The sequence below is a fragment of the Alteromonas sp. ABH4_452 genome (genome assembly GCF_056311825.1).
This window is the reverse complement of the sequence record NZ_CM149973.1, coordinates 212077-225037: the sequence shown is the minus strand read 5'-3', so window position 1 is coordinate 225037 and position 12961 is coordinate 212077. Positions and strand designations below refer to the sequence as shown.

Annotated in this window: 11 protein-coding genes; 4 read left to right on the top strand and 7 right to left on the bottom strand. The window is 47.2% G+C overall.

Going from position 1 to position 12961, the window contains the following annotated elements; all coding sequences use genetic code 11:
• Positions 1-179 precede the first annotated feature (179 nt).
• The 4 genes from ACYX4N_RS00945 (at position 180) to ACYX4N_RS00930 (ending at position 4745) form a co-directional block, all read left to right on the top strand.
• Positions 180-1115, top strand: a complete 936-nt coding sequence (locus ACYX4N_RS00945) for a LysR family transcriptional regulator (RefSeq protein WP_476055313.1) — start codon at positions 180-182, stop codon at positions 1113-1115.
• 193 nt (positions 1116-1308) lie between these two features.
• Positions 1309-2070 (top strand): MBL fold metallo-hydrolase, encoded by a 762-nt coding sequence (locus ACYX4N_RS00940; RefSeq protein ID WP_476055312.1) that lies wholly within the window; start codon positions 1309-1311, stop codon positions 2068-2070.
• A gap of 201 nt (positions 2071-2271) precedes the next feature.
• On the top strand, positions 2272-3663 hold the full coding sequence (locus ACYX4N_RS00935) for a YcjX family protein (protein ID WP_476055311.1): 1392 nt from the start codon (positions 2272-2274) through the stop codon (positions 3661-3663).
• Positions 3660-4745: a DUF697 domain-containing protein gene (locus ACYX4N_RS00930; protein ID WP_476055310.1), complete on the top strand. Its 1086-nt coding sequence runs from the start codon at positions 3660-3662 to the stop codon at positions 4743-4745. Before ACYX4N_RS00935 ends, ACYX4N_RS00930 begins: the two co-directional genes overlap by 4 nt.
• A 95-nt stretch (positions 4746-4840) precedes the next feature.
• Here the strand turns inward: ACYX4N_RS00930 and ACYX4N_RS00925 are convergent, their stop codons facing one another.
• The 7 genes from ACYX4N_RS00925 to thiC form a co-directional block, all read right to left on the bottom strand.
• Positions 4841-6067 (bottom strand): threonine/serine exporter family protein, encoded by a 1227-nt coding sequence (locus tag ACYX4N_RS00925; RefSeq protein WP_476055309.1) that lies wholly within the window; start codon positions 6065-6067, stop codon positions 4841-4843.
• Positions 6068-6278: 211 nt separating this feature from the next.
• Positions 6279-7412: a 2-iminoacetate synthase ThiH gene (gene thiH, locus ACYX4N_RS00920; protein ID WP_476055308.1), complete on the bottom strand. Its 1134-nt coding sequence runs from the start codon at positions 7410-7412 to the stop codon at positions 6279-6281.
• Complete coding sequence (locus ACYX4N_RS00915; RefSeq protein WP_476055307.1) at positions 7409-8179, bottom strand: thiazole synthase; 771 nt, start codon at positions 8177-8179, stop codon at positions 7409-7411. Before ACYX4N_RS00915 ends, thiH begins: the two co-directional genes overlap by 4 nt.
• Position 8180: 1 nt before the next feature.
• Complete coding sequence (thiS, locus tag ACYX4N_RS00910) at positions 8181-8390, bottom strand: sulfur carrier protein ThiS (protein WP_476055306.1); 210 nt, start codon at positions 8388-8390, stop codon at positions 8181-8183.
• Positions 8377-9159 carry a HesA/MoeB/ThiF family protein gene (locus tag ACYX4N_RS00905; RefSeq protein ID WP_476056405.1) on the bottom strand — a complete coding sequence of 261 codons (783 nt, stop codon included), beginning with the start codon at positions 9157-9159 and terminating at the stop codon, positions 8377-8379. The genes thiS and ACYX4N_RS00905 overlap by 14 nt, the downstream gene beginning before the upstream one ends.
• Positions 9160-9211: 52 nt before the next feature.
• Complete coding sequence (gene thiE / locus ACYX4N_RS00900) at positions 9212-10834, bottom strand: thiamine phosphate synthase (RefSeq protein WP_476055305.1); 1623 nt, start codon at positions 10832-10834, stop codon at positions 9212-9214.
• Positions 10831-12741, bottom strand: a complete 1911-nt coding sequence (gene thiC / locus ACYX4N_RS00895; protein ID WP_476055303.1) for a phosphomethylpyrimidine synthase ThiC — start codon at positions 12739-12741, stop codon at positions 10831-10833. Before thiC ends, thiE begins: the two co-directional genes overlap by 4 nt.
• Positions 12742-12961 lie beyond the last annotated feature (220 nt).

The window sequence follows — 12961 nt, the reverse complement described above, 5'->3', positions numbered from 1 at the left end:
TGCAAGCAGCGTATTTAGGCTTTGCATCACATGACTAGCCTGCTTGTTAAGTGCACACTAAATTCATATGCCTTAGATATCGCCTAAGGTGTGTGAAAGTGCTTCGTTATCTTCATACTAGAGAAACTTGCTCAGTGAATGAAATGAAATATAATCCTTAGATGGTGTGAATTTCATTCATGGTGGTGCGTGTGTTAGAAAACAGGCAATTTGAAAAGCTAGATTTGAACCTACTCAAGGTTTTCGAAGCGCTATGGCAGCATAGAAACATGACCCGTGTGGCTGAAGCGCTGCATATTACACCGTCTGCAGTTAGCCATGCCATGCGCCGATTCCGGGATATTTTAGGCGACCCGCTTTTTGTAAAAGAAAAGCAAAGTATGTTGCCTACCGCTGCCTGCGAAAGATTAGCGCCAGCCATCTTAAAAGCCTTGAGCGATATTCGAAAGGCGTTAGGGGAGTTTACCGATTTCGACCCTTTATACAGCCATCAACGTTTTGTTGTTGCCATGCAGGAGTCGTTAGAGTTAGGGGTTTTGCCTGTACTGCTTTCAACCTTGGAGAAACAAGCGCCTAATATTGAAATAGTAAGCACTCGCTTACACCGAGACACTATGCTAGCTGACTTAACCAACCGAAACCTTCATTTGGTCATTGATATTGGCCGTGCAGTTGCTGCGCCTATTTCACACTCGTTATTACGTCGCGATACCTACAAAGTGCTTATGAATAAGCAAAACCCATTGGCACAGAGTTTAGATAGGAAAAAGTATGTGGCGGCCCGTCATATAACCGTGTCTAATCGTGCTAAAGGCGCGTCGGTAGAGGAAATTGCGCTTCAACAGTTGGGCGTAAGTCGGCCTTCCTTGTGGCGCTGCCAAAATTATCGTGCGGCTGCTGATGTGGTGGCTAATACAGATGCGCTATTAACCTTGCCCGGTTCAGTGGCCGATGCGGTAAGCGATGACAATTTAATAAGTACTAAATTGCCGTATCAACTTCCGGCTTTGGAAACACACCTTTACTGGCATAGCCAGCAAGAAGGCGAACCAGGGCTAATGTGGCTTAGGGATTTAATGTTACACTTGTTCGCTGAATCTGGTCATACCAGATAGGTTCTGATAGGATTCATTCCAATCATCGCTAATAGCATACAGGTACTAGCACAGTATTTTACGCTTTGTAATGCCAAGCGAGTTTCACGGTAAAAAGCGCGACGGTATATATAGATAAGTAGAAGTAAGTGCTTAAACTTGTTAGGCAGTACTTTTAGCAAGCGTTGCAGGTTCGGGTGAAAAGGAAGCGGTAATGAAAATTCACACATTAGCAGGCTATATACAGCACATTTATCTTGTTGAAGACAGCAACGGCATACTATTGCTTGATGGCTGTAGCCGGGCCGATGTAGACAAAGTGTGCAAATACATTACCCAAACCCTGGGCCGCCCGTTAACCGACTTAAAGCTTGTTGTGGTTACCCACATGCACCCCGATCACGCCGGTGGAGCCATCAAATTACGAAAGCGCACAGGGGCACAGGTAGCATCACACCCCAAAGCGATTAAGTGGTATGCGGGCTTTGCCGGGCGTACCGCTCACGGTATTGATTTGCTGCTAACCTGGTGGGTGGCAAACCGTATTGGCAAGCCTAGAATGCCTATTTGGTATAACCCGATATTAGCACCAGATATCACGCTAAAAGACAATCAAACGCTACCGGGCTTTCCAGATTGGCAGGTAATGTACACGCCAGGCCACACCGATCACGATTTAACGCTTCAGCACATTCCTACGCAGCAGGCTTATATTGCCGATGTTTTAGTGCAGGTGAAAGGTGAGCTAGTACCACCGTATCCGCTATGTCACCCTAATCAATATCGTGAAAGCTTAAAAAAGCTGGCGCAGTCACAAATTGATACATTCTTTTGTGCACATGTACCGCCAACGAAAAAGTCGGATATTGATTTTGAGCATGTTATCGAGAATGCACCTCGCAAACCTAAGAACCACTGGCACTCCAGCAAAAGTCGTATAAAGAAAAAGCTCTTCAATCAAACTCGCGAGCATTAACTTGCAGGCTAAGGGTAACCTGGCTTTGCCTGCTAAGTGGCGTGTTTAAATGGCACTGCCCTTGCTTTTAAACGTACAAAACCTCATTACTCTTATATCGCGAACTTTATATTAAAGTAAGTGCAGCCCCTCTCGGCACGTTATGTTTGTTGAGATAGGCTCAAAGGTATAGGAGCTGCAAAGGCAGAATATAAAACAATAATGCAGAAAAATATCGCTACGCTTTTTGACAAAACTCGGGAATTAGCGTCGCTAACCGGCGACAAACTAAGTAGTGCGTTTAACAAAGAAACGCACCGATTCACTATTACTGGGCTGAGTCGAAGCGGTAAGTCCATGTTATTTACCAGCCTTATCACCATGCTGAAAAGCCGTAGTGAAGAGGGTTATGCATGTTTGCCTTTGTTGCGATATTTACCGCCTTCCCACGTGCTCGATATGCGCATTGAGCCCATTGAAGGCTATAAACCATTCCCGCATTTGCAGAATATTGCTGATCTTGAACACGGTCAGTGGCCTAAAGCGACTGAAGAAGCATTCGGTTTTAAGCTAGTGGTACGTTTAAAAGAAACAACATCATTCAAGCGCCATGTTCTGCCCCATAGCGAAGTGGTGTTTGAGTTTATCGACTACCCAGGCGAGTGGGTTACTGACATTCCTATGTTAAGTAAAACCTATGCTCACTGGTCAGACTCTGCGTGGGCGCAGCTTAGCAGCGGGCCGCAACAATATTTTGCCAGTCAGTGGAAAGCGTTTGTTAATCAGTTCGACTTTGAACAAGAGCCCACAGAACAGCGCATTCAGCTGTTAGTTAATGCCTACCGAGATTATTTGGTTGAAGCTAAAGCGAACGGTATATCTTTGCTGCAGCCGGGTAGTTTTTTATTAGAGTCGAGCGACTTTGATTGGCAGGCCTTTGGCTTTACGCCTCTGCCTTCTAGCATTACCAGCGATGTGTCGCACCCTTGGTTTAAAATCTTTGATAAGCACTTTTCGAAGTTTCAAAGTGCGTGGCTAACGCCGTTAAAACAGTCCATTTTCAAAGAAACCGATAAGCAAATTATTTTGGTAGATTTGTTTGAAGGGCTTAACCATAGCAGACAGCATTTGTATCAGCTAAAGGAAACCCTAAGCCATTTGGCCGATACTTTCGTGTACGGGCAAAGTAATTGGTTTTCGCGCAATGTGCTGAAAAAAGAACAAATAGGCAAGGTGGCGTTTGTGGCCACGAAGTCTGATTTAGTGCCGGTAAGTCAGCGCGGTAACTTACTTAATTTGCTCACCCAAATTACTGAAGGGGCACGAGCTCGGTTCGACGGTAAACCTATTCAGTTTGAACATTTCTTAGTGTCTAGCATGCAAGTCACCGACGACGGCAGCAATGATGACGCTATTCGCTATAAAGACAGCGAAGGCCGCTATGTAGAATCTACGTTTGAACCCATACCCAGCACACTAAAAGATATGGAAGAGGGCAGTCATTTCCCAGTACCTAATGTGAGTGTGCCCAGCGATTTTAAAGCGCGTATTTTAGCAGGTAAGGGCGTAGACAGATTGCTTCAGTTTTTACTGGGCAAAGGAGAACAAGAATGAGCGATAAACCTTATACATTTGATGAAAGCCCAGAGCCGTCTAGCTCGTCCGATATTAGTAATTCGCCCAGTTCGCCCATTTCTAGAAGCGACGCGCTTTATGGCGAGAATAGTGACCAGCAAGGTAATGCAGATAGGCAATTTCAAACTGCCTCTCAGGGCGAACAAAATAGTAGTGCGGTAAACAAACCGCAGTATAAAACCAAGGTTAAAACACAAACCTTAGATATTGCGCAGCCTGAAACCAAGCTTCCGCAGCAGGTTGGTGAAGATGTGTGGGAAGTTGAAGCTAAGAAAGACGGTTTTTCGTTAGGTGCCGCAACCCTAGGGTTTGGTGTTGTGTCGCTAATTGGCTTTTTTGTTTTTGAAGCCTATACCACCCTTGCTGCGAACCTTTCTGAGCACCCCATAGGTACAGGTGTTTTGGGTGCGCTGCTAGTGGGGTTTGTTAGCTGCTTCAGCTTTTTAAGTTTTAAAGAGTGGCGTGGCTATAAGCAAGTAAATACAGCGATGGAAGATGCTGGTGTTATCCGGGAACTACTGGCTAATAAAGGAAGTGAAACATCGCCGCAACAAATAGACCGCGTGTTAAGTCAGCACGGCAAACGCTTTTCTAGAGGGTCTTACGCGGCCCATTGCTTCGACCGTTACAAGCAGCAGCGTCAAGACGATATGACGGGGCTAGAACGCCTTGGTCTTTACGAAGATACGGTGCTAAAACCCATCCAAGAAAAAGCGCATAAGGTGTTAAATAAAGAGTCGGTGACCGCCGGAAGCCTGGCATTTATCAGCCCGAATAACCTTATCCAAACCTTTGCCGTGGTTTGGATTAGCTTTCGCACTATTCGCCGTATGGCCCGAGTGTACGGGTTAAGGCCAAGCACTGCGGGAAACTGGAAGTTATTAAAAGTACTGGCGCAAAACATTGCCGCGCAGGGCGTATTCGACCTAGCCACCGACGAAGTAGCCAATCAAATTGGCGGCAGCTTGTCGGCCAAGTTTATGGAAAACTCGGCTGAAGCCATTGCCGCAGGCGCGCTTAACGCCCGTTTAGGGCGAGCGTTAATCAAGTTGCTTAAATAGCACGTCTCGCCCACTTGTTAGGCTGCGCTTGCAAGTGGGCGCAGCCTAATACCAGTCGCGCTCTAACGCGAAACCCTCAGGTTACTGCATTAACGTTATAGCGCCTTTTTGGTGGGCATAACCACGTTAGCAAAGATAAGCCCAGCCACTAGCGACATAAAGATCAGAAACACTTCTTGGCCCAAATGGTCGGCCTTTACAAAGTCTTGGCCGGTCATAAACGAGTTCAAGCCAATATAGGTTTTAGAACCCGGTACCAGAACAATAAGCCCGTGCATTGCAACAATGGTGGCAGGCTGATCGGCAATGCGGGTGAACGCATTAGCAAAAATGCCTAGCGCAAATGCGCCTACGAATGCACCAAGCCCAGGGCTCATGTAATCAGAGCTCCACGCGGTAGCGCTATAAGCAATAAACGCAGCTGCCAGTGCCCAAGGTATGTGCTTAATACGGGTTCTAAATATGGCAACTAGCGCAATACAAAGTAAAAACACAGCAAGCCAGGTTGCCCAGTAAGGCAGCGATTCTGCAGGGGTATACACGTTTTCACCAAATACACTGAACCCTACCGAAACACCCAAAAACGCACCGAAATACAGTTTAAATAGCTGCATAATGGCGTCCATTGTACGGGCGGTACCCGACACCATGTTACGGGAAGATAGTTCGGCTAAGCCCATTGTCAGCGCAAGCCCAGGTACAAATACAATCACTGATGAAAGCACAACCAAGGGAATGTTAATTCCTGGGCTCACATACTGGCTTATGGCACAGGTTAAAATACCGCCTACAAATGCGGTAACAGGCTCTAGCATTAGGTTTACGCGCTTCGAGCGCTCTGCCCATAACGTCCACAAATAGGCCACAATTCCCAGCGCAGCAGACCAACCTATTTCGCTCCAGCTTGCACCCATTAGCATAGCGAATGCACCGGTGGCCATGGCAAATGCCGTACCGGTAGATAATTTACCGTAGGGGCTGCCCATCGCATCTATTTCATTTAGGCGCTTATCGGCTTCAGCTAGCGAAAGGTTTCCCGATAGTAGCTCGCTGGCTAATTCGTCGGTTAGCGACAGCGCGTTCATATCTAAATCGCCTGGCTGTAATCGCGCCGAGTGGTTGTATTCGTCTTCGTGACGGTCGCTCCAGATAACAAAAGTAAGCGAGGTTGGAGTAGAGATAAAAGAGGCATGTACGCCTAAATACTCAGCCACGTCGCCAAGGTAGGCCTCTAGCCGAAATGCAGGCGTACCGTATTTGTGAAGCATTTTTCCAAGCTTCACAATAAATTTTCGAATTTGAATAAATTCAAAAGTATCCAACGCCAATTCCTTAACTTCTGATAAATGTAATATGGGATAAATAAGACGAAAAAGCCAGACGCTTAAAAATAGCGTCTGGCTAAAATTTGGGCGGATTCTACGGAGGGTTTTACATGAAAGCAAAACAAATTTTTTATTTGTTTTGCCTTAAAAAAACTAATCTTTTAATGCTTGATAAAGCAGTGTTTAACTGCCGCCTCAACGGAAACATTTATGCTCGTGCTTCAAATGGCATCCAATCCTTCCAAACAGGCTCTAGGCCTTTCCTAGCAATTGCATTTACCACTTCTGGCACCGAGCGGCTGTCATCAATATCAAACTGATTTAAAGCCCGTGAAGGCTCGCTATAGCCACCCGGTTGAGTTTGAGATGCAGCACTCATTGATGTTATCCCAAGCGGCATTACGCCGTCTCTAAACACAGCCGACTCGCGGGTAGATAGGGATAATTCCGCTTGCGGGTTGAACAAGCGGTGGGCGCAAATTAGCTGCAGCAGATCTCTTTCGTTAGGTAGTTTGTTATTGGTAAGAGCGTTTCCGCCACTGCTATTACCTTCACAGCTTCTAAGGCGCGGAAAAGCAATAGATACACGACTTTGCCAATAGTGCTGCTGTATTAATTTGCCGTGAAGGGCGGTCATGGCACTATCAACTCTCCAGTCACCTAAACCAAGTAACGCACCTATTCCTATTTTATCGATCCCCGCTTTCCCAATACGGTCGCTGGCTTCCAGTCTCCATAAAAAGTCCTGTTTCTTACCTCGGGTATGATAGCTGGCGTATTGCAGGGGCGAATAGGTTTCTTGATATACCAAAACAGCATCTAACCCTTGGTGTTTCAGTGTTTCGTATTGCTCCCTTTTTAGCGGCTGCACCTCCATCATAAGGTAGCTTACCTTGTCGCGAATGGCGCTAAGGGTTTGCTCAAAATACTTCATGCCTACTTTGGTTTCGTGTTCGCCAGTTACCAGCAACACCTGAGAAAAGCCCATATCTTTAATAGCTTCAATCTCGGTAAGCACTTCACTTATAGATAGGGTTTTACGCTTTATCTTGTTGCTCATGGTAAAGCCGCAATAGGTACATTCATTGGCACACAGGTTCGACAGATACAAAGGCACGAATAGCTGCATGGTATTGCCAAACCGGTGGCGGGTGAGTGCCTGCGCGCGACTTGCCATAGCTTCCAGATAATGTGAGCCGGCAGGTGAGATCAGCGCCATAAAGTCATCGAGTGAGAGTGATTCTTTACCTAATGCGCGCTCTACGTCACTCGCGGTTTTACTGTTAATTGACATAGCTAGATGAGATAAGTCTTGCTGCATTAGCGCCTGTGCTACCTTCATACCGCTGGCTCCAAAAAGGCAGTTAGTGGGCTAGAGGCCTGTGCAAAATTGCTTGTAGTCCCTAGTCCTGCTTCAAACGCTTTTCGCCCTGTTTCTACAGCGCTTGCAAAGGCCTCTGCCATGGCAACAGGGTTTTGGGCAGTGGCAATAGCCGTATTCACCAACACCGCGTCTACGCCCATTTCCATAGCCGCCATGGCTTCACTGGGCTTGCCAATACCTGCATCTACAATGACCGGAATAGAGGCTTGTTCAACAATAATTTGTAAGAAAGGCTTAGTTTGTAAGCCTTGGTTGCTACCAATGGGGGCGCCTAACGGCATAACAGCAGCGCAGCCTACTTCTTCTAGGCGTTTACACAAAACGGGATCTGCCCCGCAGTAAGGCAGTACGTTAAACCCTTTTTTTACCAAAGCTTCGGCGGCCTGAAGAGTTTCGATTGGGTCGGGCAGCAGGTAGCGCTGGTCGGGGTGAATTTCCAACTTTATCCATGGGCTACCTAGCGCTTCATAAGAAAGCTCTGCGGCAAATATCGCTTCTTGGGCATTTTTAGCCCCCGATGTGTTAGGCAGCAGGGTAACTCCTAACTCTCGAAGGGCCGTTAGCGTTTCGTCCTGCTTGCTATTAGTCGACATGCGCTTCATTGCCAGGGTAACAATGTTACTCTGTGCAGCGGCCACCGCGTCTTTCATAGTGGCGGCGTTGCTGAACTTTCCTGTACCGGTTAAAAGACGTGATGAAAAGGTGTGGTTTGCAAGCGTTAGCATACTAGCCTCCTGCAACTAGGGTGAAGATATCAACGGTGTCGTTGTCTTTAAGGTAAGTGATCGACCATTCTTTTTTACTCACTATGGCGGCATTTCTAGCAATGGCGGTACCGTCGTCATTCAGTTGTTTCAGGGCGATTAACTCGCTAAGTGAGATGGGCGAGATCACGTTCATAGGTTGATTGTTTACGTTCACTTTAATTTGCGTCATTGCACACCTCGCAAGTAGAAGAGGGGGGTAACGCAAAGCTTTGAAGCGAACCAAGGCCTGCATTCCCAGTTAGGTAGTGGCCCCACTTGATGTCAGAATCGAATCCTTTTGCTAAAAACAACAAAGCCTGGGTTGCCTGATGACAAGCAGCCATACCAACAACAGGGCCAAGTACGCCTTTACTTACGCAGTCTTCACGTACGGAAACCTTGTCCACAAGGCACTCGTAACAACCACAGGAAGTAGAGTTTTGTGGCAAGTTCAGTGCTTGCCAGGTAAGGCCGCTGGCGGCTGCGATAAAAAGCGGAATAGAGGCGCAGTAGGTCGCAGCATTAATCTGGCGTCTTACCCTAATATTGTCGGTGCAATCCAGCACACAGGTGGCTGATGAAATTAAAGTTGGTAAGTTATTACTATCAACAAACTTGCTTTTAAACTGTATGTTTAAGTGAGAATTAACTTTTCGAAGCTCGTTATATAGAGATTTGGCTTTAAGTTCGCCTAGGTGCATTTCGTTGTAGCTAACCTGGCGCTGCAAGTTACTGATATCGACAGTGTCTCCATCTATCAATGTGATATTGCCAACACCAGCGCCAGCTAGATAGCGGGCGGTTAAGCTTCCTAGTCCGCCCAGCCCAATAACAACGGCGTGTGCGTTTGCTAAATTAAGCTGGCCGTCGTGGTCGATACAGTCGAGTAAGAGCTGCCTGCTGTAACGCTGTATATCTTGGTGCGTAAGTTGGGGGCTTAAGCCATTAGCTTTATTGATTGGGCCATTAGCGCTATTAAGTGAACCATTAGCGGCATGAGGTGGTGATTGACTAAGCAAAACCTGCCTCCTGAGTCAATGCTTGATAGGCTTTAAGCGGATGCTCCGCATGTGTAATAGCACTAACCACGGCAATACCGTCAACGCCGGTTTTAGCCACGTCACTTATACGCGATAAGTTAATACCGCCAATGGCGACGGTGGGTATGCCTTCACACAGCTTCACATATTTTGCCAAGCGCTCTACACCTTGGGGTTTAGAGGGCATGTCTTTGGTATTGGTTGGAAATATATGACCAAGGGCAATGTAAGACGGGTTTAAAGCGCGAACCCGCTGAATCTCAGCGAACCCATGAGTTGAAATGCCCAGCCTTAGCCCGGCGCTTCGAATAGCGTTTAAATCTGCAGTATCAAGATCTTCTTGGCCCAAATGCACACCGTAAGCCCCAAGCTCTATAGCTAGCTCCCAATAGTCGTTAATAAATAACTGACAGTAGGTGTGTTCCACTAACTCAATGGCATCTTTTATCTGTTGGCGAATGTCTTGTTCTGACCCTTCCTTTACCCTCAGTTGAATTATTTTTACGCCCGTTGGCCATAGCCGAGCTATCCACTGAACGCTGTCTACTACGGGGTATATGCCTAGGTTCGTATGAGTGAGTGTAGGGAAACGGGCTACATTACCTAGCACACTTTCTGAGGGGAGGTCGCTGTTCGAAAAATTCTCTAGGCACAAATCTTTGTTGTAAAAAACAGCGCTACCTTGGTGAAAATTTACCTTTGGAAAACTTACGGCGTGGGCGGGGAAACCGTTAGTTCGCGGGAAGTACGTGGGCAAATTAGCCCCATTATTATGCGCCTTAGTGCTGTCCGTATCAGACTCGCAAAGGGTCTTTCGCCTTACTTCACACACATAAGCATTAGCTAGGGTGAGCGCATCTTCAATGCAATAGTCGTTAACAATAAAAGCTGCAATGGCACTTGCTAACATGCAGCCAGTACCCCGAAGTTTACCGTTATTGATTATCGGCTGACTAAAGTTAAGGGTGTGCGAGGCACAAACAAAGGTGTCATATACCTGAGTTTGCCACTCGGCGTGGCCGCCTTTAACGTAAACACTCTTTGCCCCTTTTCCAATAAGCCGGTTTATTGCTGACGCTAGGCTGGTATCGTCGTTTACCGGCAAATTAGACAGCCAAGCGAGCTCGTCGATATTTGGGGTAAGCAAATCAACCGTGTTCAGCAACTCGTCAACAACGCTTTCGCTTAAGTCGCTTAACATACCGCCAGATGAAGAAGCCTGCACAGGGTCCCATATCACAAACGGGCGAGGCTTTATTAACGACTGAATACGTGCGCAAAGTAAAAGTGCTTGCTCATCGTTTGCGATAGCGCCAATTTTAATAGCGCGTGGCGGCGTATCTTCGTAAAGCACTTGCCACTGCTGGTTTAACGCAGATGCACTCATGCTTTCTGTACTAAGCAGATGCTGGTTTGATTGCATAGTAAGTTGTGTGGTGAGCACACAGGCATGAACGCTTAAATCGGCAAGCGTGATGGCGTCGCGGGTTATACCCGCGCCACCGCTTGAATCAACGCCGCCTATACACCATACCACCGGCAGCCTTGCGCTAGGTGGCTCTAGTATGGGTGTGGTTAGGTGGCTGTTTGTCATGGCAACTCTACCTTGCTATCTGCAGTGTGATAAAGCTGAGCGCCCGATTGATTAAACGCATCAGCCATGTCTTTCATGCCTTTTTCTTTCTCGAACTCTTGGGCTTCTGCTTGTTTAGCGACATCACGTACTTCCTGAGAAATTTTCATGCTGCAGAATTTTGGGCCGCACATAGAGCAGAAATGCGCAACTTTGCCAGAAGCCTGCGGCAAGGTTTCATCGTGATAGGCACGGGCAGTGTGAGGGTCAAGTGCTAAGTTAAACTGGTCTTCCCATCTGAATTCAAAGCGCGCTTTCGACATAGCATTGTCACGAATTTGTGCGCCGGGGTGTCCTTTGGCTAAATCGGCAGCATGGGCCGCTATTTTGTAGGTAATAAGCCCTTGCTTAACGTCTTCTTTGTTAGGTAAACCCAAATGCTCTTTAGGCGTTACGTAGCAAAGCATCGCGCAGCCGTACCAACCAATCATGGCAGCGCCAATACCTGAGGTGAAGTGATCGTAGCCAGGTGCAATGTCTGTGGTAAGCGGGCCAAGAGTATAAAACGGCGCTTCGTGACAGTGCTTAAGCTGCTCTTCCATATTCTCTTTAATCATGTGCATTGGTACATGCCCTGGGCCTTCAATCATTACCTGCACATCGTATTCCCATGCAATTTTAGTCAGCTCACCGAGGGTACGTAACTCAGAGAACTGCGCATCGTCGTTGGCATCGGCCACGCTGCCGGGGCGCAAACCGTCACCTAGCGATAGCGCGACATCGTATTTCGCGCAAATTTCGCAAATATCGTGAAAGTGTTCGTACAAAAAGCTTTGCTGGTGGTGGCTTAAGCACCACTTCGCCATGATTGAACCGCCGCGAGATACAATTCCAGTAACCCGCTTTGCGGTAAGGTGCACGTACTCTAGCAATACGCCAGCGTGAATAGTGAAGTAGTCTACCCCTTGCTCGGCCTGCTCAATTAGGGTGTCTTTAAACATCTCCCAGGTTAAGTCTTCGGCTACGCCATTCACTTTTTCCAGCGCTTGGTAAATAGGTACGGTGCCAAGAGGTACCGGGCTATTTCGCAGCAGCCACTCGCGGGTTTCGTGAATATTTCTGCCGGTAGATAAGTCCATGATGGTATCGGCGCCCCAGCGCGTTGACCACACCAGCTTTTCTACCTCTTCCTCAATAGATGAAGTTACTGCCGAATTCCCAATGTTGGCGTTAATTTTCACCAAAAAGTTACGGCCAATAATCATTGGCTCTAATTCGGGATGATTGATGTTACAGGGAATGATGGCACGACCAGCGGCAACTTCCTGGCGAACAAATTCAGGCGTGATGGTATCGGGCAAATTCGCGCCAAAGTGCTCGCCTTTGTGCTGCTGCGTTAGCTCCGCATCTTTAATAGCTTGACGGCCCATGTTTTCACGAATGGCAATGTATTCCATTTCAGGGGTAATAATGCCCTGTCTTGCGTAGTGAAGCTGAGTGACGTTTTTTCCTGCTTTTGCTTTTAGAGGTTTGCGGCTGCGAATAAAGCGGAAATCTTCAGTAAAAATGTCGTTTTCACGTTCTTTTGCAAAGCTTGATGATACGCCTTCTAGCTCGAACGTATCACTGCGTTCTTCAATCCACTTTTGTCGAAGCGGTGCTAAACCTTTGTGTACATCTATGTTTTCTTGCGGGTCGCCATAAGGGCCAGAGGTGTCGTAAACCGGAATTGGCGGGTTTGGCTCTAAAGTGGGGTTTTCTTCGGTGCCACCGACTAAGCTGTCGTGCTGGTGAATAAGGCGCATGGCCACGCGAATATCGTCGCGGCTGCCACACTCGTAGTGGCGCGTTGAATTAGGGTAAGCTTCGCCCGCTAGTTCATTTATGAATTGCTGAGCTTGTTGGCGTTGTTCGCGTCTGTTCGACATAGCATTTTACCTTGTAAACTTAGGTTCTAAAAATGCTTGTCAGGAGTGAAGGAGAATACAGTGTGTAAGTGTAGAAGGGGATAAGCCCGTTACTTTAGCGAGATTGTTGGTGAAGGTACTGGTGATTTCAGCCCTTTACACCGTTGATATTCACTTGGTGATAAACTTTAGCAGTTTACCTTGAGTAGCTAGAAACACCGTAATGGGTGTGCCTGTACAT